Annotated in this window: 27 protein-coding genes; 13 read left to right on the top strand and 14 right to left on the bottom strand. The window is 65.1% G+C overall.

The features are described 5' to 3' along the window. Positions 1-326: ATP-binding cassette domain-containing protein (locus GL300_RS26195; protein ID WP_170297696.1), on the top strand; the 326-nt coding region annotated here is incomplete at its 5' end. A 118-nt stretch (positions 327-444) separates the two neighbouring features. Here GL300_RS26195 and GL300_RS26735 read toward each other — a convergent pair. From GL300_RS26735 to GL300_RS16685, 3 genes are read right to left on the bottom strand one after another with little or no spacing between them, the layout of a single operon-like run. After that, positions 445-687 (bottom strand): DUF2000 family protein, encoded by a 243-nt coding sequence (locus GL300_RS26735; protein ID WP_343043088.1) that lies wholly within the window; start codon positions 685-687, stop codon positions 445-447. 58 nt (positions 688-745) lie between these two features. Further along, complete coding sequence (locus GL300_RS27120; protein WP_281353152.1) at positions 746-877, bottom strand: hypothetical protein; 132 nt, start codon at positions 875-877, stop codon at positions 746-748. 8 nt (positions 878-885) lie between these two features. Next, on the bottom strand, positions 886-2,106 hold the full coding sequence (locus GL300_RS16685; RefSeq protein WP_155040791.1) for an MFS transporter: 1,221 nt from the start codon (positions 2,104-2,106) through the stop codon (positions 886-888). A 135-nt stretch (positions 2,107-2,241) separates the two neighbouring features. Between GL300_RS16685 and GL300_RS16680 the strand changes: the two genes are divergently transcribed. From GL300_RS16680 to GL300_RS16670, 3 genes are all read left to right on the top strand, one after another. Beyond that, entirely contained in the window at positions 2,242-2,703 is a 462-nt protein-coding gene (locus GL300_RS16680; protein ID WP_155040790.1) for a MaoC family dehydratase, read from the top strand. Positions 2,704-2,705: 2 nt separating this feature from the next. Then, the gene (locus tag GL300_RS16675; protein WP_155040789.1) at positions 2,706-3,296 is read left to right on the top strand and encodes a TetR/AcrR family transcriptional regulator; all 591 of its coding nucleotides are present in this window, start codon (positions 2,706-2,708) and stop codon (positions 3,294-3,296) included. A gap of 76 nt (positions 3,297-3,372) precedes the next feature. Next, positions 3,373-3,966 (top strand): NAD(P)H-dependent oxidoreductase, encoded by a 594-nt coding sequence (locus GL300_RS16670; RefSeq protein WP_155040788.1) that lies wholly within the window; start codon positions 3,373-3,375, stop codon positions 3,964-3,966. Between the two features lie 29 nt (positions 3,967-3,995). Here the strand turns inward: GL300_RS16670 and GL300_RS16665 are convergent, their stop codons facing one another. Then, positions 3,996-4,859, bottom strand: coding sequence for a LysR family transcriptional regulator (locus tag GL300_RS16665; protein WP_155040787.1), 864 nt, complete (start codon positions 4,857-4,859; stop codon positions 3,996-3,998). Between the two features lie 118 nt (positions 4,860-4,977). Between GL300_RS16665 and GL300_RS16660 the strand changes: the two genes are divergently transcribed. Both GL300_RS16660 and GL300_RS16655 read left to right on the top strand, forming a co-directional pair. Then, on the top strand, positions 4,978-6,126 hold the full coding sequence (locus GL300_RS16660) for an MFS transporter (RefSeq protein WP_155040786.1): 1,149 nt from the start codon (positions 4,978-4,980) through the stop codon (positions 6,124-6,126). Further along, positions 6,126-7,355: an SGNH/GDSL hydrolase family protein gene (locus GL300_RS16655; protein ID WP_170297695.1), complete on the top strand. Its 1,230-nt coding sequence runs from the start codon at positions 6,126-6,128 to the stop codon at positions 7,353-7,355. The genes GL300_RS16660 and GL300_RS16655 overlap by 1 nt, the downstream gene beginning before the upstream one ends. Here the strand turns inward: GL300_RS16655 and GL300_RS16650 are convergent, their stop codons facing one another. Both GL300_RS16650 and GL300_RS16645 read right to left on the bottom strand, forming a co-directional pair. Continuing rightward, positions 7,356-7,748 (bottom strand): GFA family protein, encoded by a 393-nt coding sequence (locus tag GL300_RS16650; protein ID WP_155040784.1) that lies wholly within the window; start codon positions 7,746-7,748, stop codon positions 7,356-7,358. 54 nt (positions 7,749-7,802) lie between these two features. Next, positions 7,803-8,888 carry a Fic family protein gene (locus GL300_RS16645; protein ID WP_155040783.1) on the bottom strand — a complete coding sequence of 362 codons (1,086 nt, stop codon included), beginning with the start codon at positions 8,886-8,888 and terminating at the stop codon, positions 7,803-7,805. Between the two features lie 316 nt (positions 8,889-9,204). Between GL300_RS16645 and GL300_RS16640 the strand changes: the two genes are divergently transcribed. Further along, positions 9,205-9,468 carry a YjhX family toxin gene (locus GL300_RS16640; RefSeq protein ID WP_155040782.1) on the top strand — a complete coding sequence of 88 codons (264 nt, stop codon included), beginning with the start codon at positions 9,205-9,207 and terminating at the stop codon, positions 9,466-9,468. 188 nt (positions 9,469-9,656) lie between these two features. Next, the gene (locus tag GL300_RS16635; RefSeq protein WP_155040781.1) at positions 9,657-11,435 is read left to right on the top strand and encodes a monovalent cation:proton antiporter-2 (CPA2) family protein; all 1,779 of its coding nucleotides are present in this window, start codon (positions 9,657-9,659) and stop codon (positions 11,433-11,435) included. 168 nt (positions 11,436-11,603) lie between these two features. Here the strand turns inward: GL300_RS16635 and GL300_RS16630 are convergent, their stop codons facing one another. Continuing rightward, positions 11,604-11,828: a hypothetical protein gene (locus GL300_RS16630; protein ID WP_155040780.1), complete on the bottom strand. Its 225-nt coding sequence runs from the start codon at positions 11,826-11,828 to the stop codon at positions 11,604-11,606. A gap of 618 nt (positions 11,829-12,446) precedes the next feature. Here GL300_RS16630 and dapB point away from each other — a divergent pair. Then, positions 12,447-13,259 carry a 4-hydroxy-tetrahydrodipicolinate reductase gene (gene dapB / locus GL300_RS16625; protein ID WP_155040779.1) on the top strand — a complete coding sequence of 271 codons (813 nt, stop codon included), beginning with the start codon at positions 12,447-12,449 and terminating at the stop codon, positions 13,257-13,259. A gap of 22 nt (positions 13,260-13,281) precedes the next feature. Here dapB and GL300_RS16620 read toward each other — a convergent pair whose 3' ends face one another. From GL300_RS16620 to GL300_RS16600, 5 genes are read right to left on the bottom strand one after another with little or no spacing between them, the layout of a single operon-like run. Continuing rightward, positions 13,282-15,270, bottom strand: coding sequence for a CocE/NonD family hydrolase (locus GL300_RS16620; protein WP_155040778.1), 1,989 nt, complete (start codon positions 15,268-15,270; stop codon positions 13,282-13,284). Next, positions 15,267-16,883: an ABC transporter ATP-binding protein gene (locus GL300_RS16615; RefSeq protein WP_155040777.1), complete on the bottom strand. Its 1,617-nt coding sequence runs from the start codon at positions 16,881-16,883 to the stop codon at positions 15,267-15,269. The genes GL300_RS16620 and GL300_RS16615 overlap by 4 nt, the downstream gene beginning before the upstream one ends. Further along, positions 16,880-17,695, bottom strand: a complete 816-nt coding sequence (locus tag GL300_RS16610; RefSeq protein WP_155040776.1) for an ABC transporter permease — start codon at positions 17,693-17,695, stop codon at positions 16,880-16,882. The genes GL300_RS16615 and GL300_RS16610 overlap by 4 nt, the downstream gene beginning before the upstream one ends. Positions 17,696-17,703: 8 nt before the next feature. Further along, positions 17,704-18,651, bottom strand: coding sequence for an ABC transporter permease (locus tag GL300_RS16605; RefSeq protein ID WP_155040775.1), 948 nt, complete (start codon positions 18,649-18,651; stop codon positions 17,704-17,706). Beyond that, positions 18,648-20,216 carry an ABC transporter substrate-binding protein gene (locus GL300_RS16600; protein ID WP_155040774.1) on the bottom strand — a complete coding sequence of 523 codons (1,569 nt, stop codon included), beginning with the start codon at positions 20,214-20,216 and terminating at the stop codon, positions 18,648-18,650. The genes GL300_RS16605 and GL300_RS16600 overlap by 4 nt, the downstream gene beginning before the upstream one ends. Before the next feature lie 225 nt (positions 20,217-20,441). On the opposite strand from GL300_RS16600, the gene GL300_RS16595 reads away from it, so the two are divergent. Beyond that, a complete protein-coding gene (locus GL300_RS16595) occupies positions 20,442-20,690 on the top strand; it encodes a CBU_0592 family membrane protein (RefSeq protein ID WP_155040773.1) in 249 nt (82 codons plus the stop codon). Position 20,691: 1 nt separating this feature from the next. Here the strand turns inward: GL300_RS16595 and GL300_RS16590 are convergent, their stop codons facing one another. After that, the gene (locus GL300_RS16590) at positions 20,692-21,579 is read right to left on the bottom strand and encodes a LysR substrate-binding domain-containing protein (protein WP_155040772.1); all 888 of its coding nucleotides are present in this window, start codon (positions 21,577-21,579) and stop codon (positions 20,692-20,694) included. A gap of 107 nt (positions 21,580-21,686) precedes the next feature. Between GL300_RS16590 and GL300_RS16585 the strand changes: the two genes are divergently transcribed. Genes GL300_RS16585 through GL300_RS16575 form a run of 3 tightly spaced genes read left to right on the top strand, consistent with a single transcriptional unit; the run spans position 21,687 to position 24,705 of the window. Next, on the top strand, positions 21,687-22,472 hold the full coding sequence (locus GL300_RS16585) for a DeoR/GlpR family DNA-binding transcription regulator (protein ID WP_155040771.1): 786 nt from the start codon (positions 21,687-21,689) through the stop codon (positions 22,470-22,472). Between the two features lie 4 nt (positions 22,473-22,476). Next, a complete protein-coding gene (locus GL300_RS16580) occupies positions 22,477-23,610 on the top strand; it encodes an MFS transporter (protein WP_155040770.1) in 1,134 nt (377 codons plus the stop codon). 24 nt (positions 23,611-23,634) lie between these two features. Continuing rightward, positions 23,635-24,705, top strand: a complete 1,071-nt coding sequence (locus tag GL300_RS16575; RefSeq protein ID WP_155040769.1) for a lactonase family protein — start codon at positions 23,635-23,637, stop codon at positions 24,703-24,705. On the opposite strand, the gene GL300_RS16570 is transcribed toward GL300_RS16575, so the two are convergent. Beyond that, entirely contained in the window at positions 24,702-25,091 is a 390-nt protein-coding gene (locus GL300_RS16570) for a RidA family protein (RefSeq protein WP_155040768.1), read from the bottom strand. The two genes, GL300_RS16575 and GL300_RS16570, sit on opposite strands and share 4 nt — an antisense overlap. Between the last annotated feature and the right edge of the window lie 3 nt (positions 25,092-25,094).

Raw genomic sequence — 25,094 nt, 5'->3', positions numbered from 1 at the left:
TCCTGGTGCTGAACCCGCAGATCCTGCTGATGGACGAGCCGACCTCGGCCCTGGATCTCAGCCGCCAGATCGACCTGCTGGCGCTGCTGCACCGCCTGACCCGCGAGCAGGGCCTGCTGATCATCGTTGCCCTGCACGATATCGGCCACGCCCTGCATTTTTCCGACGCGGCCATGGTCATCCAGTCCGGCCAGCTCATCGCCTGCGGCCCCACCCCCGAGGTCGTCACCCCAGACCTCCTGCGCCACGTCTTCGACGTCAAAGCCCGCATCGAACCCTGCTCAAAGGGGAAACCACAACTCATCGTCGATGGAAGAGCTGGCTAGGGGCGCATCCTTGCGCCCTTGGTGATCTTGTCGACGAGTTTCCTGTCCTCGCGCAAGGCGATGCCGACGACCTTGGCGGCCTCGGCCGTGCTCGGCGAATACGGCACGGTTCGCGTCGTCATGCCCGGCCGAGAGCATCTCCTCGATGTAAAGCATGCGGCACGGCGCGATCCAGGGCGCGGCGGTGGATGGTTTTCAGCGTATCGGAACTGCCGGACAGGACGATGATCGGCTGCACGCATAGGCTGTGATAGCTGTTCGCCTCGGCGTCCTGATAGGGCTCGCCGATGATCTCGGGCGCGGCGCCCACGACCCCGCTCATCAGGAAGGCGGTGACGTTCAGCTTTTGCGAGGTCGTCACGGACGATGATGGCGATCTTGGCTCCTCGGCTCTTTGGTAAAAGTGCCGCAGCCCGCGGCTAGCACAGCAGAAAGGCGCTCAGCAGCGCGACGGGCAGGCCGTAGGCCTCCCATAGAATCGCTCCGGCCAACAGAATGCCAAGGATGGTGGCTAAGATGATGGCCCGTTGAACAGCGGTCAGGGGGGCCATTGCCGCCTTCATTCCGCGGGGTCCAGTCGCGGCATGGGGGCGTCCCTGATCGGCCAATGCAGCGCCGCAGCAATGATGGCGACGGCGATCGAGGCCTGCCATGCGAAATCGTAGGAGCCCGTCACGCGATAGGCATATCCCGCCCCCCATGCCCCAAAGAATGAGCCGACCTGATGGGACAGAAAGACGATGCCGAACAGCGTCGACATGTAGCGGATGCCGAAGATCTGGCCGATCAGCCCGCTGGTCAGCGGCACGGTCCCCAGCCACAGAAAGCCCATGGCGCAGGCAAAGATCGTGGCGGATAGCGGCGTGACCGGAAAGGCCAGGAACAGCGCCATCACCACCGCCCGGCCCAGATAGATCGCGGCCAGCACGTGTTTCTTGCGCCAGTTGTCGGCGGACATTCCGAACACATATGAGCCGAGGATATTGAACAGCCCGACCAAAGCCAGCGCCCTTGCTCCGATGGCCGGGTCCAGCCCCTTGTCGGTCAGGAATGCCGGCAGATGGGTGCCGATGAAGGCGACATGGAAGCCACAGACGAAGAAGCCCGCATTCAGCAGCCAGAAGCCGGAATGGCTGGCGGCCTCGCGCAGCGCCTCGGCAAAGCTTTGGGTGGGCTGATCGAGGGGCGTGGCGGGTGCGGCGCGACCCGAGATGCCGATGGCCAGCAGCGCCATGGTCGCGGCAAGCGCGGCGTAGATCAGAAAGGTCTCGCGCCAGCCAAAGGCACCGATCAGCCCCTGCGCGATCGGGACCAGCAGGAACTGCCCGACCGAGCCGCCCGCCGTGACGATGCCGGCGGCAAGGCCGCGCTTGTCGCTGGGCACGGCCCGGACCGCCGCGCCAATCGCCACGACAAAGGTCACCCCGGTCATCGACATGCCGACCAGCAGGCCCAGCGTCAGGTTCAGCCCGACCGCGCCCGAAATCGTCGAGACCAGCACCAGCCCCAGCGCGTAAAGCAGTCCGCCCGCAGCCGCGACCCGGCCCGCCCCGTGCCTGTCGGCCAAGGCCCCGACAAAGGGCTGCGCAAGGCCAAGGATCAGGTTCTGGACCGCAATGGCCAGACCAAAAGCCTCGCGCCCGATGCCAAGGTCCAGCTCGATCGGGCGCAGGAACAGACCGAAGGATTGCCGGATGCCCATGGCGATGGTGACCAGCGCGGCCGCGCAGAACAGCACGATCCATGGGTTTCGGGGCGAGGAAACAATGGGCGGAGGCATGGGGACAATCCGGCTGCAAAGGGGATCTGCCCGACGCCACGTCAGGCTTGTCCAAAATAGATGTCGTATATAATCTAAAATGGCAAGTCCCGACCGGCACGCAGGTCGTCTTGCCGGATGAGGAGGAAAATCGACATGCATGACAATCGCTTGCCGGAAAAGCTGTATCTTGAAGACCTGTGGGTCGGGCAGGAATTCCACAGCCGCGAGCACGCTTTGGACGCCGAACAGATAATCGCCTTTGCGACTCAGTTCGATCCGCAGCCCTTCCATATCGACCCCGAGGCAGCCGAGCAGACCTTCTTTCAGGGCCTTGCCGCCAGCGGCTGGCACACCATGTCGATCACGATGAAGCTGCTGGTCGACTGCCTGCCCCTCGCGCAGGGTCTGATCGGTGCGGGCGGCGAGGTCGCATGGCCGCGCCCGACCCGTCCGGGCGATATCTTGCGGGTGAAAAGCACCGTGGTCGATATCCTGCCCTCGCGTTCGCGGCCCGATCGGGGCATCGTGCTGGCGCATAGCCTGACGCTCAATCAGGCGGATGAGGTCCTGCAGGACTTCAAGGCGAAGCTGCTGGTATTCAGGAAAGGAAGCTAGGCATGGGGCGGTCCTCGGCGGAGCAGGCGGCACAAAACCGGACTCGGATTGTCGAGGCCGCCAGCCGCCTGTTTCGCGAAAACGGGGTCGAGGCGGTCTCGGTCGCCGATATCATGGCAGCGGTCGATATGACCGTGGGCGGCTTCTACAAGCATTTCGCATCCAAGGAAGCACTGGTCGAGGAAGCCGCCGGGCTGGCCTTTGATGAGGCGATCGAGATCTGGACCAAGATCTTTGCCAAGACCGACCGCGAGACGGGCGAGCTGCGGGCACGGCTGGTGGCGCATTACCTGCGCCCTGATCCGCAGCGGCATTGCCCGATCATCGCCTTTGCCCCTCATGCCGCCAGCGGCAATGCCAGTGATGCGGCGCGCGGCACCTATGATCGGGGCACGGGCGCGCTGCTGGAGAAATTCTTTGCCGGTCCGCAATCCGGCGAAGGGCAGGCCGATCCCGATGCGCTGCTGCTGTTTGCGGCGATGATCGGCGCGCGGGTGCTGGCCGAGGCGGCGGGCGACGCGCCCTGGCTTGGCGCGGTTCGCGCCGCCGTCATTGACGCTGCCGCCCGCGCGGGCAGTCGGGATCAGGAATAGTCGTGGCGATTGCTTTCTGAACGGGACTTGAGCAAGCTGCACCGCGACTATCGGCCAAACCCGAAGGAGCCCGAGGATGGGACAGCCCAAGATCGCCGTTGTTTTCTATTCGACTTATGGCACAAACCATCAGGTCGCCCTTGCCGCCGCCGAGGCCGCCAGCGCCGCCGGGGCCGAAGTGCGCCTGCTGCGCGTGGCCGAGACCGCACCCGAGGCCGTGGTGAACGGACAGGAGGCGTGGAAGGTGCAGGTCGAAAGGGTCAAGGACATTCCCGTCGTCACCGCTGACGACATGGTCTGGGCGGATGGCTATTTCATCAGCGCACCCACCCGGTTCGGCTCCAGCCCCAGCCAGCTGCGCGCCTTCATCGACACGCTGGGCGGGGTCTGGGCGGGCGGCAAGCTGGCCAACAAGACCTTCACCGCGACCACCAGCGCCCAGAACCCGCATGGCGGACAAGAGGCGACGATCCTTGGCCTTTACACCACCGCGATGCATTGGGGCGCGATCATCGTCGCGCCGGGCTATACCGATGCGGTGCTATATGAGGCGGGCGGCAACCCCTATGGTTTCTCGACCGAGGCGGGCAAGTTCGACGACAAGGGCCGCGCCGCCGTCGCCCATCAGGCGAAACGTCTGGTCGAGGTGACCGCCAAGCTGATCGCTTGAACCGCGCAGGGCCGGTTCCGCACCGGCCCTTATCCGCGCGGCTGATCGACCCGCCCGAATTTCACGATATGGTCCAGCACGATGCTGACCCGGCGCGGCAGTGCCTTGGCCTGACCAAGGTAGAGGACGTGGAATTCCTCATGCGCCGGGGGGCTGCCGCTGTCCAGCCGGACCAGACGCCCGGCCGCGATCTCATCCGCGACGACGAACAGCCCCGCGCGCACCCGGACCCCGGCATGGACGGCCATCATCGCCAGCGTGTTCCCGTCCGTCGCCTTGAGCTGCGCAGTCTGCACGCTCCAGATCCGGTCGCGGCGGCCATAGGAAAAGCCGCCGTGGATCGGATCGGGGTCATCGGCATGGGCGCTGCTTATCACGTCCACCAATTCGCTGCGGCCCAGCGAGCGCGCGACGATGGATGAATCGGGCAGGGGACCGGCGCGTACCGCCAGATCGATCGCCTCGCTGTAAAGATCGCTGACCAGATCCCCGATCACCAGTTCGACAGTCAGTTCCGGGTATTCCCGCAGCAGGGGGCCCAGAATGCGTGACAGGATGTGATTGGCATAGGCCGAACTGGTGGCGATGCGCACGATCCCCGCGACATTGCCGCAGCCCGCCTCGCGTTCCGCAGCCGCCAGCGCCTCAAGGATCTCGGCGGCGCGGCGGGCAAAGCGCTGGCCCTCATCCGTCACCTGCAGCTTGCGGGTCGAGCGCTTCAGCAGCATCGCGCCCAGCCGTTGCTCCAGCCGGGTCATCATCCGCGATACGGCAGATGGTGTCATTCCCCGCAGCCGCGCCGCAGCCGAAAAGCTGCCCGCATCGGTGACGGCAAGGAAGGTTTCCAGCTCGGCCAGCCGGTTCGAGTCTCGCATCACCGCCATCTGTGACATCAGGGAACAAGTCTTTGTAGTTTTCAGCGACTGTTTTCACAAGCTGCTTGGCCCGATCTTCAGCGCAAATGAAATCAGGATCTGAACAATGTATGAAAGTTCCCGCACGGACCAAGTGATGTCCGGCACGACCCCGGCGCTGGTGGCGCTTGGCATCGGCGCATTCGGCATCGGCTTGACGGAATTCGTGATCATGGGCCTGCTGCCCGAGGTCGCAGGCTCGGTCGACGTCTCGATCCCAAGGGCAGGCCTGCTGATCAGCGGCTATGCGCTGGCCGTGACCATCGGCGGGCCGCTGCTGACGCTGCTGACGGCCAAGATGGCGCGGCGCAATGTGTTGCTGGCGCTGATGGCGATCTTTACGCTGGGCAACCTGCTTTGCGCGATTGCGCCGTCCTTTGGCAGCCTGCTGGCGGGCCGGATCGTGACCGGCTTCGCGCATGGCACCTTCTTTGGCGTCGGCGCGCTGGTCGCGCAATCGCTGGTCCCGCCGGAACGCAAGGCCTCGGCCATCGCGCTGATGTTCACGGGCCTGACCCTTGCCACCGTGCTTGGCCTGCCGCTGGGCACGTGGCTGGGGCAGGGTTTTGGCTGGCGCTCGACCTTCTGGGCGGTGGCCAGCATCGGCGTCGTCGCCATTGCGGCCATTGCCGTCGCCTTGCCCGAGGATCGCGAAAAACCCGAGCCGATGTCCCTGGGCGATCTGCGCGGCATGTTCGCCCCTGCACCCGCACGGGCACTGATGATGACGGTGCTGGGTTATGCCGGGGTGTTCTTGGTCTTTACCTATATCGCGCCGATCCTGACCGATCTGGCGGGTTTCCCGGCCTCGCGCGTGTCGGCGCTGTTGGTGCTGTTCGGGACCGGGTTGGTTCTGGGCAATATCCTTGGCGGCAAGCTGGCTGATCGTTGGCCGCGCGCCAGCATCCCGCTGACGCTGTTCACGCTGGCCGCGACGCTGCTGGCGATGTGGCTGGGCATGAGCAACCGGGTCTTTGCTTCGGCGTTGATCTTTGTCTTTGGCGCGGCTGCCTTTGCCACCGTGGCACCGCTGCAATCCTTCATCCTGCGGCAGGTACGGGGGACCGGGCAGGCGCTGGCCTCGACGCTGAACATCTCGGCCTTCAACCTTGGCAATGCGCTTGGCGCATGGGCAGGTGGATTGGCGTTGGCCGCGCATTGGGGTCTGTCCAGCCTGTTCCTGCTGGCCGCGGTCCCGCCGATTGTCGCGGGCCTGATCGCCCTGCACACCGTGCGGAGGGCATGATGACCGGTCTGGTGAGCCGCGCCGCGCTGCTGGCGGTATCCATTGCGGTCGGGATCGGTGCGGCCAAGGCCGATCCCTGGACCCCGGCATGGTTGGCCAGTCCCCAAGCGGTCTGGAGCGCGGATTTCCCGCTGCCGACCGGCCTGCCCCCGACCATTGCCGGGCAGGTCATCCGCCAGCCGCTGACACTGGCATGGTCTGGCGATCGGCTGCGGCTGGTGCTGTCGAATATCCATGGCAGCCAGCCGCTTGCCATCACGGCGGCTGCGGTTGCGCCAGCGGATGACGGTGCACGGACCTCTGGTCCGGCCCGGGTGGTGACATTTGGCGGGCGCCCCGAGGCGCAGATTGCGCCGGGGGCCAGCCTTGTTTCCGACGCGGTCGATCTGCCCGTTACGGCGGGTCAGCGCATCGCCGCGACCCTGCGCTTTGGCCCGGATGCACAGGCGCAGGATTTTCACTGGGACGCGCGCGAGACCAGCTTTGTCCTGAAGGGCGGTGATCCGACCGCAACCGATCCGCAGGTGGCGCAGGAAATCGCGACCCGGATCGCGCTGGCGGGCGTTCTGGTCGATCATCCGGCGGATCAGGTCGTGGTCGCGATGGGGGATTCGATCACCGACGGCAATGGCGCACCGATGGACGGGCAGGCGCGCTGGCCGGATCATCTGGCCCGCCGCCTTGCGCCGCAGGGCGTGGCGGTGGTGAATGCCGGGATCTCGGGTGGGCGGCTTTTGACCGACGGCATGGGGCAAAGCGTATTGGCGCGGCTGGATCGTGATCTGCTGTCCCTGCCCGATGCGGATGCGCTGATCCTGTTGATCGGGACCAATGACATCGCCTGGCCCGGCTCTCCCTTTGCGCCAGATGAGCCGCCGATGGTGCTGGAGCGGTTGCAGGCGGGCTATCTGCAACTGGCCGAAAGGTTGCATGCCCAAGGCATCCGCCTGATCGTCGGAACACTACCGCCGTTTCAGGGTGCTTTGCCCGGCACGCCGATGGAGGACAGCTACTGGTCCGCCGACAAGGACGACTTGCGGAACCGTTTCAACGATTGGCTGCGCGGGGCGGACTTCCATGATGGGCTGGTCGATTTCGACCAGATATTGCGCGATCCTTCGGCTCCGGCGCAGCTGCTTGAGGCCTATGACAGCGGCGACAGGCTGCATCCGGGTGCAGCAGGCAACAAGGCCATGGCCGAGGGTGTCGATATCGGGCTGCTGAAGTGATTACCCCTCGTGGCGGCTGCTGCTGTCGCGGTCACGAGGGTAAAGCCGGGCGATCGGAAAGGGCGGCAGCCATGCCTCGCGGCGGGAGGTCCACAGCTCATAGGTCGGCATCAGCTGGTCGGTGGCATCCAGCGAACCCAGATTGACCTCGATCTCGTCATCCGAGCGGCCAAAGACCGGCGATCCGCAATGCGGGCAGAAATGCCGCCCGCGGTAGTCGCGGGTTTCGCCGGTGATGGCCACCGCATCCTGCGGGAAGATCGCCGAGGCATGAAACAGCGCGCCATGATGCTTGCGGCAATCAAGACAATGGCACAGCCCGACCCGATAGGGCTGGCCCCGCGCCACGATCCGGACGCGGCCGCACAGGCAGCCGCCGGTGAACTGGTCCATATCTGTCCTCCTGTCCGGGCCCTTTGATCGGGGAAGGCTACAACGAATGGCCGCTTAATCCAGCATCAAGGCATAGCTGGTCGAGCGTCCGCCCGCATCGGACCTGCGCAACGCGCCCGTCGCGGCGATGGCGTTCAGGTCGCGGGTGGCGGTCGGGCCGGACACGCCCGCGATCCGGGCATAGCTGCGCGCGCTGATCCCTTCGGCGACCCGCTGCGGGCCCTGGGCGAACAGCTTTCTCAGCACGTTTTCCTGTCTTGGATGCAGCCGGTGGGCAAAGCGAAGGAAGAAGCGGTTACGGGCCAGCAGGAACTGCGCCTCGGCGCGGGCGGCCTCGGCGGCGCGGGCAAGGCATTGCAGGAACCACAGGACAAAGGCGGTGGCGTCGATCCGGTTGTCGTCGTCGCGGCGACCGGCCTGCAAAGCCTCGTAATAGGCGCGCTTTTCCGCCTCGATCTGGCGGGACAGGGAAAAGGGCAGCGCCCGTGCCTGTGCAAAGATATGTTCGATCAGCGCCCGCCCGATCCGGCCATTGCCATCGGCAAAGGGGTGGATGGTCTCGAACCACAGATGCGCGATCGCGGCCTTGATCGCCAGCGGCATGCGCTGTTCCTGCGCGATCCAATCCAGCAGGCGGGCCATCTCGACCGGGATGCGTTCGGCAGGAGGGGCCACGAACAGCACGTCATGCCGCCCTGCCGTGGCCGAGCGCACGATCTCGATGCCGCTTTCGCGCCAGCGGCCCAGATCCTCGACCTCCATGCCGAAGAACAGCAGCCGGTGCCATTCCCACAGCGTTTCCGCGGTGATCGGCGCGTGATCCTCGCGCGCGGTCAGCAGCAGCGTCGCGATGGCGTCCGAGCGGCGGCTGAAGGCATGCCGGTCGCGATGCTTGAGCGAAGCCACGACCGAAACTTCAAGCTGCGCCGGGTCCAGTAAGACCCCTTCGATGCCGAATGACCCCAAGGCCTCCTGCACGATCTGGCGCAGGTGCAGTTCCTCGCGTTCCTCGGCGCCAAGGCCTTGCCGCATGCCTGAAATTTCGCCGATCACCTCGGTGGCGCGGGCCAGATCGGCTTCGATGATCTGGGCGTCATAGCCGAATTCCGGCCATGACGGGCTTTGCCATATCCAGGGCATGATGCGAATGTCTTTCCTATTTGCATCATGATTAGCCGAAATTTGATGCGAAAGTCCATCCTATTCGCGTCATCGCCCCTTGCTGAGAGGGCTACAACCGGGTGTCGTGACCATGGGATTTCCCAGACGACCCATGCTTGACGGGCGACCCCATCGGCAGGCATATTGTCGTCCGTTCCTGCGGATAAGGGAATTGTCGATGTCCGAGCTTGTTCTGAACCCCTGATCACCGCCGAAATCTCGGGGTGATCGAATGCCGGGCGTGGCGCGTGGTCGCTGACGCCTGTGCCTTCGTGGTTCACTGACAGGCTTTTACATGAATATCTCCAAGAACGAACAGCGCGTGCTGCACGTGCTGGCCCAGGGTGGGCAGATAAGCTATGCGCGCGGGCCGAATGGCCGCTTGATCCATGCCGAATGCGTTACGCATGACGGCGCGCTGCTGGTGGGATGCACGCTCGACATCGTGGCGAAACTGCGCCGCAAGCGGCTGATCGAGTCCCGCAATTCCAACCCCTACCGCATTTCGGCGATGGGTCGCCTCTCGGTCCGGGCGCAGGCGAACAATCGCGTCAGGTAAGGCGGTGGAAACCGTGGTCGATCACGCCGCAGGATCACCACGCGATCACGCCCCGTCCCGCAGTTGCGCGGGGCGGGGCTCATGTGTCCCGAAATCCCCATGATTGCCGGCTGTACCAGATTTCGGGGTGACCGCAGCCGAAACCCGGCTATGAGAAAGGAAAGCGCGTTGCGGGACGGAGATCGGGAATGGCAGCAGAAGCGGCAGTAGCCGAGGCGGCGCATCACGCGGGCGGAGTCGATCTGACCTCGGTGGTGGTGCTTCTGGCGGCGGCGGTGGTGGCCGTGCCGCTGTTCCGACGGGCGGGGCTTGGCTCGGTGCTGGGCTATCTGGCGGCGGGGCTGGCCATCGGGCCGTGGGGGCTGGGCTTTTTCCAGGACGCGCAGTCGATCATCCATGTCGCCGAACTGGGCGTGGTGATGTTCCTGTTCATCATCGGTCTGGAAATGCAGCCCTCGCGGTTGTGGTCGATGCGGGGCGAGATATTCGGCCTTGGCCTGTTGCAGGTGGTGCTGGCCATCGGCGCGCTGATCTGGGTCGGCATCCTTCTGGGCTATCCGGCCGCCGCCAGCTTTGTTTCAGGCACGGGATTCGTCCTGACTTCGACCGCCATCGTCATGCAGATGCTGGAGGAGCGGCACGAGATGGCGACGCCCAAGGGCCGCCGCATCATCTCGATCCTGCTGTTCGAGGATCTGGCCATCGTGCCGCTGCTGGCGCTGGTCGCCTTTCTGGCACCGGGCGGGGCCGAGACGACGATGTCCGACCGGTTGACGGGCGTGGCCATCGGCATCGGCTGCATCGTGGTTCTGGTCTTTGCCGGGCGCTATCTGCTGGACCCGATGTTCCGCCTGCTGGCCCGTTTCGGCGCGCGCGAGGTGATGACCGCCGCCGCGCTGCTGGTGGTTCTGGGCGCGGCGGTGCTGATGCAGGCAGGCGGGCTGTCGATGGCAATGGGGGCCTTTCTTGCCGGCGTTCTGCTGTCGGAATCGAGCTTTCGCCACCAGCTTGAGGCAGATGTGGAACCGTTCCGCGGCCTGCTGCTGGGCCTGTTCTTTCTGGGCGTCGGCATGGCGCTGGATCTGGCGATCATTGCCAAGAACTGGGCAGTCATCGCCATCTCGGTTCCGGCTTTCATGATCCTCAAGATGCTGGTGATCTATCTGGTCGCGCGGGTCACGAAATCCGACCGGGCCGAGGCGATAGAACGTGCGGTGCTGATGGCGCAGGGCGGCGAATTCGCCTTTGTCCTTTACGCCAGCGCCACGCAATTCGGGGTGCTGGAGCCGGAATGGAACGCCAACCTGACCGCGATCATCATTATCTCGATGGTGCTGACACCGCTGATGATCATCCTGCACGACCGGCTGATCAAGCCCGAGCCGGGATCGATGGAGGGGATTGAGGAGGCCAGCGACCTGACCGCCCCGGTCCTGCTGATCGGCTTCGGGCGCATGGGCCAGATCGTCAGCCAGCCGCTGCTGGCGCGCGGCCACCATATTTCCGCGATTGAAACCGATACCGAGATGATTCAGGCCGCCGAAACCTTTGGCTTCAAGGTCTGGTATGGCGACGGCGCCCGGCTGGACGTGCTGCATGCGGCGGGCGCGGGCCGCGCCAGTCTGATCGTGGTCGCCGTCGACAAGGCCGAAACCACGACCCGGATCGTTGAATTGCTCAAGGACGAGTTCCCGCTGGTCCCGGTCCTTGCCCGCGCCTTTGACCGCGGCCACGCGCTGGAACTGGTGAACAAGGGCGTCGACTGGCAGATCCGCGAGACCTTTGAAAGCGCCGTTGCCATGGGCCGCGAGGCCTTGCTGCGTCTTGGCGCCGATGAGGACGAGGCCGACGAGTTGATCGAGGGCATGCGCGCCCGCGACCGCGAACGCTTTGCCGTCCAGACGGTCGAGGGCATCTATGGCGGCCGCGACCTGCTGTTGGGGAACCGCGGCCAGCAGGGGCATTGACGCCCCTGCTACCGTCTCAGCGAGGCCCAGTTTGCCGCTTCGGAGAAGTGGAGCAACCTCGGAGTCGATATTCCCCCCGCGCCGGACAGCCTGCATGAACCTGAGCGTCATGCCGACGGGCGGGGTCAGCAACGACGCTTCGCACATGACGACGATAAACACCCAGCATCAGACCGGGCCTATTCCCGCCGCGGTGATGGCCACGATCGTGGTCAGGAACGGTGTGGTGAATATTATGCAGGCCATCTGCTCCTCCAGACTGGGCGGCCCGCAACAACGCCACCAGCCCAGATTGTCTAGCTGTGCCTGAACCGAGCCCGAGACTGACGGCGGTATCAGGAATTTGGCGACCTCGGGCCGTTTCCCGGTATTGGCCGGGATGGGCGAGGTCACGCCGCAACTGGCGACCCCCGCTTACAGCGTCGGATAGACCGTCGAGGACGGACAGGGTAACGGAGGGCGCGCCAAGTTCAGTCAGCGTCTCTGACATCGAGGCGGTGAAGCGGTGCAGCTTTATGCTCTGAGGGTCGGCAACCGAGTTGATCGGGTTCGAGCCGACGAACATCTGCGGGCCAAAGGGCCAGATTGTCACCGCCTCGACGTCGAAACAGTCACCCGGACGAGCGTTGAAATTGTCGCGATAGGCATCGACTGCGCAGTGCAGTTCATCCGTGCCGATGACGCCGATCCCTTCAGAAACGGGTCGTCAATGGCCGTGTAGCCTAGCTATGCGGTCAGCATATTGAACTCCCGCGCCAGCCATTCGCAGTGCATCGGCCAGATTCAGCCTCTGCACCTGACACTCGCTTGATGATTGCCACGATCTTGGCGGGGACTTCTTGCGATGAAATGATGAGGATCAAGCCGCAGTCGATTGCTTATTAATGATCGGAAAACGGGCGCAATCCGCACTGCCGGCGCGTCATACCCAGCTTGCAGCCAGCGACAGAAATCGAGTTCAGGCGTATGCTGCCTCAACCGTGTCGTTGAACCTTTGCGAAAGGGCTGCGCATGACAAGGATCGGGCTTTATGGTGTCGCCGGTCACATGGGCCGGACGCTGATCGGGGAAATCAACGCGAGCGAGAGTTGCACGATATCAGGAGGCTGCGACAGGCCGGGTTCGCCGGATCTGGGGCGGGATATCGGCATGCTTGGCGGGCTGCCCGCGCTGGGGATCGCGGTCACCGATGATGCGGGCGCGGTCTGCGATGTCTCGGACGTGATCGTCGATTACAGCTCTGCTGCCGCGACCATGGCGCTGCTGCCTGTGGCCATCGCGCATCGAACGCCGGTGCTGGTCTGCACCACGGGCTTTGATGCCGACCAGAAGGCCGCCCTGGCCGATGCGGGTCGGTCCATCCCCATCCTTGTCGGCGCGAACATGAGCGCCTCGGTCATCGCCATGTATGAACTGGTGAAAACCGCCGCTCGGCTGCTGGGCGACGATTTCGATATCGAGATTTTCGATTTCCACCCCTGGGACAAGATCGACGCGCCATCGGGTACGGCACTGGAGCTGGCCGAATATGCGGCCGAGGGGCGCGGGGCCGAGCTGTCGGATCTGACGGTCTTTGCCCGGCATGGCGAAACCGGCCGGCGCAAGCGTGGCAGCATCGGGTTTTCCTCGGCCCGAGGGGGCGAGGTGGTCTGCGAGAATACCGTCTTTTTCGCGGGGGCGGGGCAGCGGCTGGAGATCATCAGCCGGGTGACCGATTACCGGGCCTTTGCGGCGACCACCCTGCGGGCGGCGGAATGGATCGCGCAGCAGGGGCCGGGTTACTACAGCATGGATCAGATGCTGCGGGATCAGGCCGCCCGCTAGGGGCGGCCCGCAGGTTTCAGGCTCAGATCAACTGGCGCGGAATGCGTTCGTCCCAGTCGCGGGTCGCGACCAGCGCGCCGTTTTCAAAGGCCTGCAACTGCCCCGAGATCAGGAAATCATCCCGATCCGAGCGCATCTCGGTCACGCTCTCGATGCGGATCTGCCAGCCTTCGCGCCCGATGTCATAGGACTGGCGCAGGTGGTAATGCGCCGAAAGCGGGTCGTCGTCGCGGATGGTCAGCGTGCGTTTCAGCGAATGGCCGATGGTCGTGCCGATATCGTCGAAACGCAGGATGCCTTCTCCGAACAGGCCGCCGATACCCTCGGTGTGGTAGGTGGTCTCACCCGAGACGTGGTCCTGTTCGGTCCAGCGCCGGACGGTGCCCGGATCGACCTGCGTGATGGCACAGGCCGGACCGGGTTGAGGGGGCGCAAAACTGACCTGCGCGTCCAGCGGGCTGGGCGCCCGCAACGGCAGTTCCGCCCGGCTTTCGCTGCCGCGAATGGTCAGCGTCGCGCGTTCCGGCGCGGGCCAGATCATCGGCCAATAGGCCGTCCCGATCGACACCCGCACCCGGTTGCCCTTGGCGAAGCGATGGGCCAGCGCGTTCATAGTGACGGTCACGTCATAGAAGCGACCCGGTTCCAGCGCTTCCGGGGTCTCGTGGCTGTCGCGATGGGTCAGGTTCAGCACCTGATAGCTGACCCGCGTGACCTGCCCACAGGGCAGGATTTCCGACAGCCGCGCGACCAGCTGCGCCACCGGCTTGTCCGAGGCCAGCCGCAGCCGCAACCGGGGCGCGCCCACCACCGACATGTCATCTACCAGCGGCGCGGAATCGAAGTTCAATGAGCCGCCATCATCCAGCCGCTGATCGGTCGGATTCTCGCCGACGCAGCCGACACCCATCCATTCGCCAGCCGCCTTGCCGTGACTTTGCGGAGAGCAGATCGCCAGATCGCCGGTGGCCGCCGATCCCAGCACCCCATCCGCGCCCAGCGGGAAATCGGTCCAGTCCAGCCGGGGCGAGGGCCATTCGGCCTCGGCGATCCAGCGCCCGGGATTTGCCAGCCGGGTGCCGGTCGGTGCAAAGCTGTCCTGCTCATAGAAGCGCATCTTGGGCTGCGCCTCGATGCCGCGGTCGATGCCGCGCAGCCAATGGTCCCACCAGTCGGTGGCTTCCTGCAGGAAGCCGATGGCCGGGCCGGGTACGCCATCCATCGGATAGATATGCCCCCAAGGCCCGATGATGCCCCATGCCGGGGCCTGCAGGTTCGCAACCAGACGCGGTACGGTATTGGTGTAGCTGTCCGACCAGCCGCCGATCACCAGCACCGGGCATTCGATCGCGGACCAGTCTTCCTGCACCGAGCCATGCTTCCAATAGTCGTCGTAGCGCTGGTGGCTGGCCCAGATGGCGGGGAAGAAGGGCAGCTTCTCGATCCGGTCAAGCCATGCCTTGCGCCAGTCCTCGCCCACGATTTCCGGGTCCAGCGGGCGCGACTGATAGGCCAGCATGATCGTGCCCCACCACAAGTTGTCGTTCAGCAGCGCCCCGCCCATGTAATGGATGTCGTCGCGGAAGCGGTCATCGGTCGAATAGGCCGAGATGATCGCCTTGAGCGCCGGGGGATGGCGGGCGGCGACCTGAAGCGAATTGAAGCCGCCCCAGCTTTTGCCCATCATGCCCACATTGCCGTCGCACCAGTCCTGCGCGGCGATCCAGGCGATGACCTCCAGCGCGTCATCCTGTTCCTGCAGCAGGTATTCATCGGCCATATGCCCGTCGGATTCGCCGGTGCCGCGCATGTCGACACGGATGGCGACATAGCCACGGGACGCGAAATAGCCATGCATCGGCTCATCCCGGCCACGGGTGCCTTCGCGCTTGCGATAGGGGATGTATTCCAGGATCGCCGGGGCAGGGGCATCGCCGTCAGGATGCCAGATGCGGGCACCCAGCCGCGTGCCGTCGGCAAGCGGAATCCAGACATGTTCCTCGATGGTCATTTCGCAGTCTCCAGAGCTTGTCCACGGGTGGCCAGCAGGCCATCCAGCCAGTCGCGCCGCATTTCCGGGACGGATGTGATGAGTTCGCCGGTATAGCCCTGCCATGGGGGCGTGAAGATCGTCTCGGTCGGGCCTTCCTCGACCACGCGTCCCTTTTGCATGACCAGCGTGCGGTCGGCGATCCGGCGCACCACCCCAAGGTCATGGGTGATGAACAGATAGGCCAGCCCGCGTTCCTGCTGCAGCCGCGCCAGAAGCTGCAGGACTTCCTCGGCGACCAGCGGGTCAAGGGCGGATGTCACCTCGTCGCAGATGATCAGATCGGGCTGAGCCGCCAGGGCGCGGGCAACGCAGACGCGTTGCTTCTGTCCGCCCGACAGTGCGCCGGGCAGCCGCGCGGCGAAATCGGCGGGCAGGCCGACATCCGCCAGCAGCCGCGCCACGCCCTCGGCCAGCGCCTTGCCGCGCAGCCCGAAATACAGTTGCAGCGGGCGGCCGATGATCTCGGCAATGGTCTGGCGCGGGTTCAGGGCGACATCGGGCAGTTGATAGACCAGCTGGATCCGGCGCAGCATGTCCTGCGACCGTTTCTGGAAGCGCGCGGGCAACTCGGCCCCGTCAAAGCGCATCCTACCCTGCGAGAAGGGCGGCAGCCCGGCAATGGCGCGCGCCAATGTGGACTTGCCCGAGCCGCTTTCGCCGACAATGGCCAGCGTCTCGCCACGCCCAAGGGTCAGGGACACGTCATGCAGCGCCTGATTATGGCCGTAAAAGACCTTGAGCCGCTCGACCGACAGGATTTCCGCGCCGGGGCTGCGGGTCGCGGCCAGCCGCTCATGCGCGCCGCGCTCGGCCACCAGACGGCGGGTGTAATCCTGTTGCGGGGCTTCCAGAATGGCCTGAGCCGTGCCCTGTTCGACCAGCTCGCCATGGCGCAGCACCATGATGCGGTCGGAGATCTGGGCGACCACGGCAAGGTCGTGGGTGATGTAAAGCGCGGCCGTGCCGTAGCGCCGGATCAATCCGCGCAGCAGTACCAGCACCTCGATCTGGGTGGTCACGTCCAAGGCGGTCGTGGGCTCATCCAGCACAAGGATATCGGGGCGGCAGGCCATGGCCATGGCGATCATCGCCCGCTGCAATTGCCCGCCCGAGACCTGATGCGGATAGCGGTCCGGGAAGGTTTCGGGATTGGGCAGTTGCAGGACGCGGATCAGCTCATCGCGCCATGCCTCGGCCTCGGGGCGGGTCATCGTGCCGTGATACAGCGCGGCCTCGATCATCTGTTCGCCCAGGCGCTGCGCCGGGTTGAAGGCGGCGGCAGCCGATTGCGCGACATAGGCCACGCGGGCGCCGCGGACCTGTTCGCGGTCGCGCCGGGTGCCGGGGACGATCTGGCGGTCGGCGACCTCGACCGTGCCGCCGCTGATCCGGCAACCGCCCCGGCCATAGCCAAGTGCGGCCAGACCGATGGTGGACTTGCCAGCCCCGGATTCCCCGATCAGGCCCAGAACCTCGCCCGGAGCCAGATCGACGTCGATCCCGCGGGTCAACGCGCGTCCATCGGGGGCGGTGACCTGAAGATTGCGGATGCGCAGGATGGGATCGCTCATCTGTTGTCTCCTTGCGGGGCAGAACGCCCGGCCAGCATCCAGTCCACGACCAGGTTCACGCCCACGGTCAGGATGGCGATGGCGGCGGCGGGATAAAGCGGCGCGTAAAGGCCATAGACGATGGCCTGCTGGTTATCCTTCACCATGCCGCCCCAATCGGCGAAGGGCGGTTGCACGCCAAGGCCAAGGAAGGACAGGCCCGCGACGAAGAGGAAGGTGAAGCAGAAGCGCAGGCCGAATTCCGCGACCAGCGGCGAGGCGACATTGGGCAGGATCTCCTTACGGATCAGCCACCAGTTGCCCTCGCCGCGCAGACGGGCGACCTCGGCGAATTCCAGCGCGCCGACGCCCTGTGCCAGAACCCGCGACAGGCGGAAGACCCGCGTGCTGTCCAGAAGCGCGATGGTCAGGACCAGAACCGGCAGCGACGATCCCAGCGCCTGCAGCACGACCAGCGCCGAGATCAGCACCGGCACGCACATGATGGTGTCGACCAGACGCGACAGGATGGTGTCGAACCAGCCGCCTCGGATCGCGGCCATGAAGCCCATGGGGATGCCGACGGCAAAGGAAATCAGCACCGCCGCCAGCGACACGCCGATCGACATCTGGCCGCCGTAAAGCAGCCGCGACAGCATGTCCCGGCCATTCTGGTCAAAGCCCAGCGGGTGGCCCGGCTCGGGGTCGCCGAAGGGCGAGCCGATGATGTCCTCCTGGCCGAAGGGGGCCAGATGCGGGCCTGCGATCAGGATCACCAGATAGGCGGCAAGGATGGCCAGCCCGATCCATGCGGTAAAAGTTGGTTTGCGCATGGGGGACCTCAGCGGGGATGACGCAGGCGCGGGTTCAGCGCGATGGCCGCGATATCCGCGATCATGTTGAGCAGGACGAAGGCTGCCGCGAAAGCCAGCGCCGAGGCCTGCACCAAGGGCAGGTCGCGCTTGGCAACGGCATCGACCATGAAGCGGCCCAGACCGTTATAGTTGAACACCGCCTCGACCAGCACGACGCCGGTGATCAGATAGGCGATGTTGAAGGCGACGACATTGACGATGGGGGCGGCGGCATTGGGCAGGGCATGGCGCAGGACCACGCGCGGGGCGCGCAGACCCTTCAGCCAGGCGGTCTCGACATAGCTTTGATCCATGACGCCCAGCAGCGCGGTGCGGGTCATCCGCATCATCTGCGCCATGGTGACCAGCACCAGCGTCAACGCGGGCAGGGTCGTGGCCTTGATCCATTCGCCAAGCCCCATGCCGGGATAGGTGTCGGCCAGTGCGGGCAGCCAGCCCAGCTGAACCGAGAACCACAGGACCAGCAGCAGGCCCAGAAAATATTCCGGCAGCGCCACGCAGGCCAGCGCCAGCACGTTCATCACCCGGTCAAAGATCGAGCCACGAAACACCGCGACCAAAATTCCCAGCACCACCGCCAGCGGGACCGAGATCACCGCCGCATAGGCGGCCAGCATCAGCGTGTTCATCAGCCGCGACCCGATCAGCTCGGATACCGGCTGGCCCGAGGCCAGCGAATTGCCCAGATCGCCGGTGGCAAAGCCCTTGAGCCAGGTGACATAGCGCAGCACCAGCGGATCGTTCAGCCCCAGATCGCGACGCAGCACGTCCAGCGCCTCGGGGGTGGCGTTCTGACCAAGGATGGCCGATGCCACGTCGCCGGGCAGCACCTGCGTTCCGGCAAAGACCAGCACCGAGACCAGCCAGAGGGTGAATACCCCCAGGCCCAGTCGTTTCAGGATCAGGCGGCTCATGCTTTCAGCCAGACTTTTTCGGCCAGACGCGCGCCCATGAAGTTGAACATCGGGTGGCTGGTCACGCCGCCCAGCTTGTTGGACACGGCGTCAAGGTAATCGCCAAACATCGGGATGATCGCCCCGCCATCATCCGAGACGATCTGCTGCAGTTCGGCATAGATCTCGGCGCGCTTGGCATCGTCCAGCAGGGCGCGGGCCTCGATCAGCTTGGCATCGAAGGTGGGGTTGGCCCAATGCGTGTCGTTTTGCGAGGATTTCGAGAAATAGGCCGCCGTCAGCATCTGGTCGGCGGTCGGGCGCCCGCCCCAGTAGGACATGCAGAACGGCGCCTTCATCCAGACATTGTCCCAGTAACCGTCGGCGGGCTCGCGCTTGATATCGATCTGGATGCCGCCGGCCATGGCGTTCTGGCGATAGACCGCCGCCGCATCGACCGCGCCGCCAAAGGCCGCGTCCGAGGCCGCCAGCGTCACCTTCAGGCTGTCGAGCCCCGCCTGTTTCAGATGGAACTTGGCCTTTTCCGGATCGTAGGGGCGCTGCGGCAGGTCCTTGGCAAAGAAGCGGTCGGTCTTGGGCACGGGATGGTCGTTCCCGACCGAGCCATAGCCCATCAGCGCGGTTTTCAGCAGCTGCTCGCGGTTGATGCCGTGCTTCAGCGCCAGACGGATGTTCTGGTCGGTGAAGGGTGCCTGCGTGCAATCCATCAGGAAGTTGAAATGCTGGCCGCCCGCCGATTGCACGACCGACAGGTTCTTGTTGCGCTTGAGCAGGTCGACGGTCTTGAAGTCCAGCCGGTTGATGGCATGGACCTGACCCGACATCATCGCATTGGTGCGCGCAGAGATGTCGTTGATCACGATCACCTCGACCGCATCGACCCATGCGGTGTCGGGCTTCCAGTAATTCGGGTTGCGGGTAAAGCGCGAGCGTACGCCCGGCTCATAGCTTTCATAGACGAAGGGGCCGGTCCCGACGGGCTTGGCGAAATCGCTCCAGCCATCCGGCACGATCAGGAAGTGGTAATCCGACAGCATGTAGGGCAGGTCGGCATTGCCCGATTCCAGCACCAGCTTGATGTCGTATTCGCCGGTCTTTTCCAGCGCGGTGATCGGTGCCGCGACCGAACGCGCCGCCGAGGTCGTCTCGCCCCGGTGCAGGTTCAGCGAATACAGCACGTCATCGGCATTCAGCACCTTGCCATTGTGGAAGGTGACGCCCTGCCGGACCTTCAGATGCCAGACCTTGGCGCCTTCCTCGGGCTGCCAGCTTTCCAGCAGCTCGGGGACGACGTTGTTCTGGGCGTCGATCTCGACCAGACCGTTCATCAGCATGTAGGCTTGGTTCACCGGCACCCAGTCGGTCAGGATGCGCGGGTCCAGATTGTCCGTGGTCGAACCGCCGCCGATCCCCAGCTTCAGCACGCCACCCTTGACCGGGGCTGCCTGCGCGTCCTGCGCGCGGGCCACCGAGGCGGGCACGATCAGCCCCGAGGCAAGCGCCGTTGCACCCAGCGCGGCCAGGAATTGGCGCCGGCCGATCGAGGGAATGTTGTCGCGGGTCATGGGATGGGCTCCTTGCTGGCGGGGCCCTGCGGCCCTTAGGTTTTCGGGCTGTCATACTGGCAGCCGAAGCCATGGCGGAAGGGGTCCGGGCCGGATTCCGTCATGATATAAAATCATGACCTGATCAGATTTCCGCATGTGCATTCCGCCGATCCTCGCCATAGGAGAGCGACCAGATTCCGGGCCGGGACAGCCGGTGCGGACGGTATTTTTGCGGAGACTTTGATGATGCTTGCCGACGTTGCCGGGATAATCGGTGCGTGTGCCTATCTGCTTGCCTATGCCCTGCTGCAGACCGGCGTGCTGAGCTTGAGGGACAGTTCCTACACCTACCTCAACATTTTGGGCGGCGTCGCCCTGATCTGGTCGCTGCAAGAGAATTTCAATCTGGGCGCGATGATCACGCAGGTCGCATGGCTGATCTTTACCGTCGTCGGCTTCCTGCGCAACATGCGCACGAACCGCACGGCCTGACCTAAAGCGCGCGCGTCCCCCGGTTGCTTTCGATCAGCCATTCGGTGACGCCGCGCGCGATCTTGCGCTGATGGCGGTGGGCAGGGCGCATCAGATAGAAACTGCCTGGCGCCTGAAAGACATGGTCATGGACCAAGGTCAGGCGCTGCTGTTCCAGCATTTCCTCGACCAGCCATGTCCAGCCGATGGCCGTGCCCAGACCCTGCGCCGCAGCCTCGACCACCATGCGATAGGCCCCAAGACGCCAGCGCCGGGTCTGGGCGGGCATCTCGACCTTGGCATCACGCAGCCAATCGTCCCAGTCGGTCCAGTCCCGCAGCGAGCCGTCGATGGAAATCAGCACCGGGTTTTCCTGTTCGACCAGCGGGGCCGAGCCGGGGGCCGAGACCGCGATCAGCTCCTCGCGGCCCAGTTCGACGCATTTCACGTCGTTGCGCTGACGGGCCTGAAAGAAGATCGCCAGATCGAATTCGTCCAGTGTCAGCCGTTCGAACTGGTCCTCGGAATGGACGCGCAGTTCCAGCCCCGGGAAATGCTGCATCAGCAGCGGCAAGCGCGGCAGCAGCCACATGTCCGCCACCGCCGTCGAGGCGGCGATGGTCACCTGTCGCGGCCCGACCCAGGAACGCAGCCTTTCGGTCGAGGCGACGATATCGGCCATGACGCGACTGATATCCTCGGCGTAGAACTCGCCCGCCGAGGTCAGGTGGACCCCCTGTTTCGAGCGGTTGAACAGCTTGGCCCCGATCGAGGCTTCCAGATTGGAAATATGCCGGCTGACCGCGCTTTGGGTGATGCCCATTTCCTCGGCCGCGCGCGAGAACGACAGGAAGCGCGCGCATTGGTCGAACACGGCAAGGGATTTCAACGGAGGCAGTTGGGGTGACATGGACCGGACCCGGAAGGATGCGCGGCATATAGCCGCAAGTCGTGGGGATAGGAAAGCCGCGACTGCTGGTGCTTGTGTCAATCAACTATTCTTGCTAATGCACGTTTATGACGGAAAACGCGCGATTCCCCGATCACCGCAAGCAGCAGATCAAGCGGCGGCTTCAGGCCGGGCAGCCGGTCATGTCCAATGACCTTGCCGCCGAATTCGCCGTGTCCGAGGATGCGATCCGCCGCGACCTGCGTGCGCTGGCTGCCGAGGGGGTCTGCCAGCGGGTCTATGGCGGGGCGCTGCCGATCTCGCCCGCGTCAGGACCGGTGGGTCAGCGGGCCGGGATGCAGGCGGCGGCCAAGCTGGCGCTGGCGCGGTGCGGCAGCGCGCTTCTGCGGCCCGGACAGACGGTGTTTCTGGATGCGTCCTCGACCAATCTGCTGCTGACGCGGTTTCTGCCGGATGGCATCCGTATCGTCACCAACTCCGTCCTGATCGCGGCCGAGATGGCGCGCAACAAAGCCGTTGAAGTCAATGTCCTTGGCGGCCGCATCAATGCCGATTTGGCCGGTTGCGTCGATGCCAAGGCGATTTCCGGGCTTCAGGATTACTGCATCGAGCTGTGCTTTCTTGGCGCTTGTGCCTTTGCGCCGGGCGAGGGTCTGGCAGGTTTTGACCCCGATGACGTGCAGTTCAAGCGGTCGCTGCTGCGCGCGGCACGGGCCAGCGCGGTCCTGCTGACGACGGATAAGCTGAACACCCTCGCCCCTTACCGCATCTGCCGCCCCGAGGATGTCGGAATCTATGTCCTGTCCGGCGATGCGCCCCAGCCCATTCGGGCCGGTTTGGCGGCGCTGGGATGTGAAACCCTGATCGCAGAGCCCGCAGAAGAAGGCGCATGATGTCATGACCACCAACAATCGTCCCGAAACCCGGCTGGCCACCCGGCTTGCCTTTGTGGCCGCGGGCTTTGCCATGGCCTGCTGGGCGCCGCTGGTGCCCTTTGCCAAGGAAAATGTCGGGGTCGACGATGCCGGTTTGGGGCTGCTGCTGCTGTGCCTTGGCGTCGGCTCGATCATGGCGATGCCGGTGACGGGCTGGCTGGCCGCGCAGATCGGCAGCAAGCCCCTGATTATGGGGGGCGGCATCGGACTGGTCCTGCTGCTGCCGCTGCTGACCTTGACCAGCAGCGCCCTTGGTCTGGCCGTGGTGTTGATGCTGTTTGGCGCGTCGCTGGGCACGCTTGATGTGGCGATGAACATCCATGCGGTCGAGGTCGAGCGTGACTCGGCCCGGCCGTTGATGTCGGGCTTTCACGCCATGTTCAGCATTGGCGGCTTCGCCGGAGCGGCAGGGGTGACGGTGCTGCTGTCACTGGGGCTGAGCCCGGTCCAAGCCACGATCTGCGGCAGCCTGCTGACTTGGGGCGCGCTGCTGCTGGCATGGCCCCGGCTGCTTGCGGCCAAGGGCGGACAGCCGATGCCCTTTGCCTTGCCCAAGGGTATTGTGCTGCTGCTCTCGGTGCTGGCCGGGATCACCTTTCTGGTCGAGGGCGCCATTCTGGACTGGGGCGCGCTGTTGGTCGTCGGCAAGGGGCTGCTGGACCATGCCCATGGCGGCGTCGGCTACATGCTGTTCGCGGCGGCGATGACGCTGGGGCGGTTGACCGGGGACCGGGTCGTCGGGCGTTTCGGCGGCAGGCAGGTGCTGATCGTCGGCGGTGCGGTCGGGGTTCTGGGCATCGTGATCCTGCTGGTCAGCCCCCATCCTGTCACGGCGCTGCTGGGTTTTGTGCTGATCGGGCTTGGGGCGTCGAACATCGTGCCGGTACTGTTCAGCCTTGCCGGAAGGCAGCGGGCGATGTCGCCAGCCATGGCGGTCGCTGCGGTCACCACGGTTGGCTATGCCGGTATCCTGATTGGTCCGGCGGCGCTGGGTCTGATCTCGCATCATCTCAGCCTGCCGATTGCCTTCGGGTTGCTGGCGGTGCTGCTGGCGGTGATCCCGGCATCGGCGCATCTGACCACGCGTCAGGCATAATCAACGACAACAGGGGGATACGGCATGGCGGTCGAGGATCGGGGAATATTGGTGGTCGTCGGTTCCTATACGGAATCGATGCCCCATGTCGCGGCCAAGGGGGTGGGGATCAGCCTGCTGCGGCTGGACCCCGACCGTCAGACTTTCGTGCCGGTCGCGACATGCGACAAGCTGCGCAACCCGTCCTATCTGGCGCTATCGGATGACTGCAAACGCCTTTACGCCGTCGAGGAACTGGCCGAGGCCGAAGGCGCTGCGGTGGCGGCGTTGGATCTGGATCCGCAGTCGGGCTTTCGGGTCACCGGACGGCAGGGCGCGCAAGGCGATTGCCCCTGCCACGTCGCGCTGGACTTGGATCAGTCGCGGCTGCTGATCGCGAATTACATGACCGGCAGCGTGGTCTGCTATCCGCTTGACCCGAACGGGACGATTGCCGCTGCGGGCGAACGGGTCGAGCGTTCCGGCCACGGCCCGAACCCGGACCGCCAAGAGGGGCCGCATGCCCATCAGGTCGTCCCCGCCGCCGATGAGCGCGGCGTTTTCGTCTGCGATGCCGGGACGGATGAGATCCTGCATTATCCCTTTGTGGGCGCGGCCTTAGCCGCGACGCCCGACCTGATCCTGAAGGCGCCGCCCGGCTCGCTGCCGCGTCATCTGGTGCAATCGGCGGATGGGCGGATGCTGTTCGTGGTGCATGAGCTGGGCTGCATGGTGCAAAGCTACCTGCGTGACGGCGACGAATTCCGGCCCGTGGCGCAGGTCCCGACCTTACCCAAGGGCGCGGTTCCGTCGGCTTGCGCCGCCATCCGTCTGCATCCGAATGGCCGCTTTCTTTATGTCTCGAACCGCGGTGATGACAGCATCGCGGCGTTTGCCGTGGGCGCGGGGGCCGAGTTGCAACCGCTTGGCTGGACCCCGACCGGGGGCACGACGCCGCGCGATTTCAATATCGACCCCAGCGGACGCTATCTGGTCGCGGCCAATCAGGACAGCCATTCGCTGTGCCTGTTCGAAATCGACGCGAGCAGTGGCGCGCTGAGTGCCTTGGGGCAGCCCTATCCGCTGGGCAGCCCCACTTGCGTGCTGTTCGCCTAGGCCGGGCGGCGATAGGCGATGCAGTCGACCTCAACCTTGCAGTCGACGACCATCGAGGATTGCACGCAGGCTCGCGCCGGGGGATTGGCGCCGAAATAGCGTTCGAAGACGCCGTTGAAGCTCCAGAAATCGCGGGGATCGTCCAGCCAGACGCCGACGCGCATGACATGTTCGGGGCCGTAACCGGCATCGGTGACGATCTTCAGCATGTTCTCGATGGCGATGGTCGTCTGTTCGACGATGCCATGGCCGACAACCTCGCCGTCGCGCATCGGGGTCTGCCCCGAGACGTAAAGCCAGCCGTCTGCCTCGGTCGCCTTGGCGAAGGGCAGGCTCTTTTGGCCCGAGCCCTTGCCCTCGCCTACGCCATGCCGCTTGATGTCCATTGT

This window comes from Paracoccus litorisediminis (assembly GCF_009711205.1).
GTDB classification, from domain to species: Bacteria; Pseudomonadota; Alphaproteobacteria; order Rhodobacterales; family Rhodobacteraceae; genus Paracoccus; species Paracoccus litorisediminis.
This window is presented reverse-complemented; position numbering and strand designations above follow the sequence as displayed.

Excerpts from the sequence above, each read along its gene's own strand:
- GL300_RS27120 (WP_281353152.1), bottom strand. The coding sequence starts at position 877 with ATGGCCCCCCTGACCGCTGTTCAACGGGCCATCATCTTAGCCACCATC.
- GL300_RS16685 (WP_155040791.1), bottom strand. The coding sequence starts at position 2,106 with ATGCCTCCGCCCATTGTTTCCTCGCCCCGAAACCCATGGATCGTGCTG.
- GL300_RS16680 (WP_155040790.1), top strand. The coding sequence starts at position 2,242 with ATGCATGACAATCGCTTGCCGGAAAAGCTGTATCTTGAAGACCTGTGG.
- GL300_RS16675 (WP_155040789.1), top strand. The coding sequence starts at position 2,706 with ATGGGGCGGTCCTCGGCGGAGCAGGCGGCACAAAACCGGACTCGGATT.
- GL300_RS16670 (WP_155040788.1), top strand. The coding sequence starts at position 3,373 with ATGGGACAGCCCAAGATCGCCGTTGTTTTCTATTCGACTTATGGCACA.
- GL300_RS16665 (WP_155040787.1), bottom strand. The coding sequence starts at position 4,859 with ATGTCACAGATGGCGGTGATGCGAGACTCGAACCGGCTGGCCGAGCTG.
- GL300_RS16660 (WP_155040786.1), top strand. The coding sequence starts at position 4,978 with ATGTCCGGCACGACCCCGGCGCTGGTGGCGCTTGGCATCGGCGCATTC.
- GL300_RS16655 (WP_170297695.1), top strand. The coding sequence starts at position 6,126 with ATGACCGGTCTGGTGAGCCGCGCCGCGCTGCTGGCGGTATCCATTGCG.
- GL300_RS16650 (WP_155040784.1), bottom strand. The coding sequence starts at position 7,748 with ATGGACCAGTTCACCGGCGGCTGCCTGTGCGGCCGCGTCCGGATCGTG.
- GL300_RS16645 (WP_155040783.1), bottom strand. The coding sequence starts at position 8,888 with ATGCCCTGGATATGGCAAAGCCCGTCATGGCCGGAATTCGGCTATGAC.
- GL300_RS16640 (WP_155040782.1), top strand. The coding sequence starts at position 9,205 with ATGAATATCTCCAAGAACGAACAGCGCGTGCTGCACGTGCTGGCCCAG.
- GL300_RS16635 (WP_155040781.1), top strand. The coding sequence starts at position 9,657 with ATGGCAGCAGAAGCGGCAGTAGCCGAGGCGGCGCATCACGCGGGCGGA.
- dapB (WP_155040779.1), top strand. The coding sequence starts at position 12,447 with ATGACAAGGATCGGGCTTTATGGTGTCGCCGGTCACATGGGCCGGACG.
- GL300_RS16620 (WP_155040778.1), bottom strand. The coding sequence starts at position 15,270 with ATGACCATCGAGGAACATGTCTGGATTCCGCTTGCCGACGGCACGCGG.
- GL300_RS16615 (WP_155040777.1), bottom strand. The coding sequence starts at position 16,883 with ATGAGCGATCCCATCCTGCGCATCCGCAATCTTCAGGTCACCGCCCCC.
- GL300_RS16610 (WP_155040776.1), bottom strand. The coding sequence starts at position 17,695 with ATGCGCAAACCAACTTTTACCGCATGGATCGGGCTGGCCATCCTTGCC.
- GL300_RS16605 (WP_155040775.1), bottom strand. The coding sequence starts at position 18,651 with ATGAGCCGCCTGATCCTGAAACGACTGGGCCTGGGGGTATTCACCCTC.
- GL300_RS16600 (WP_155040774.1), bottom strand. The coding sequence starts at position 20,216 with ATGACCCGCGACAACATTCCCTCGATCGGCCGGCGCCAATTCCTGGCC.
- GL300_RS16595 (WP_155040773.1), top strand. The coding sequence starts at position 20,442 with ATGATGCTTGCCGACGTTGCCGGGATAATCGGTGCGTGTGCCTATCTG.
- GL300_RS16590 (WP_155040772.1), bottom strand. The coding sequence starts at position 21,579 with ATGTCACCCCAACTGCCTCCGTTGAAATCCCTTGCCGTGTTCGACCAA.
- GL300_RS16585 (WP_155040771.1), top strand. The coding sequence starts at position 21,687 with ATGACGGAAAACGCGCGATTCCCCGATCACCGCAAGCAGCAGATCAAG.
- GL300_RS16580 (WP_155040770.1), top strand. The coding sequence starts at position 22,477 with ATGACCACCAACAATCGTCCCGAAACCCGGCTGGCCACCCGGCTTGCC.
- GL300_RS16575 (WP_155040769.1), top strand. The coding sequence starts at position 23,635 with ATGGCGGTCGAGGATCGGGGAATATTGGTGGTCGTCGGTTCCTATACG.
- GL300_RS16570 (WP_155040768.1), bottom strand. The coding sequence starts at position 25,091 with ATGGACATCAAGCGGCATGGCGTAGGCGAGGGCAAGGGCTCGGGCCAA.